Below are 847 nucleotides of genomic sequence, written 5' to 3'. Positions count from 1 at the left end.
CGTAATAGCTCACTGGTCGAGTGACTCTGCGCCGAAAATGTAACGGGGCTAAACACACCACCGAAGCTATGACATGTACCATAAGGTACTTGGGTAGGGGAGCGTTGAATACGGATTGAAGTTGGACCGTGAGGACTGGTGGACTGTATTCAAGTGAGAATGCCGGTATGAGTAACGAAAAGACAAGTGAGAATCTTGTCCGCCGAAAGCCTAAGGGTTCCTGAGGAAGGCTCGTCCTCTCAGGGTAAGTCGGGACCTAACGCGAGGCCGAAAGGCGTAGTGGATGGACAACAGGTTGAAATTCCTGTACCACCGAAGATTGTTTGAGCAATGGGGTGACACAGAAGGGCAGTGACGCGGACTGATGGAATAGTCCGTCCAAGCAGTGAGGCTAGTGTGTAGGCAAATCCGCACACTATTAGGCTGGGCTGTGATGGGGAGCGAAAATTGCAGTAGCGAAGGTCATGTACTCCGGCTGTCAAGAAAAGCCTCTAGTGAGATCGAGGTGCCCGTACCGCAAACCGACACAGGTAGGCGAGCAGAGCATGCTAAGGCGCGCGGAAGAACTCTCGTTAAGGAACTCGGCAAAATGACCTCGTAACTTCGGGAGAAGAGGTGCCTCGGTAGGGTGAATAGCCCGAGGGGGCCGCAGTGAAAAGGCCCAAGCGACTGTTTAGCAAAAACACAGGTCTGTGCGAAGCCGTAAGGCGAAGTATACGGGCTGACGCCTGCCCGGTGCTGGAAGGTTAAGGGGAGCGGTTAGGGGTAACCCGAAGCTGTGAACCGAAGCCCCAGTAAACGGCGGCCGTAACTATAACGGTCCTAAGGTAGCGAAATTCCTTGTCAG

1 rRNA gene is annotated in these 847 nt (G+C 53.7%); it reads left to right on the top strand.

Annotation, left to right across the window (positions count from 1 at the left end):
• Nucleotides 1–847 (top strand): 23S ribosomal RNA (locus tag FGT79_RS30630); the annotation flags it as partial.

Source organism: Paenibacillus sinopodophylli, from assembly GCF_005930355.1.
Taxonomy (GTDB): Bacteria; Bacillota; Bacilli; order Paenibacillales; family Paenibacillaceae; genus Pristimantibacillus; species Pristimantibacillus sinopodophylli.
Note: the sequence above shows the minus strand (reverse complement) of the source record. Positions and strands in the feature narration are given on the sequence as shown.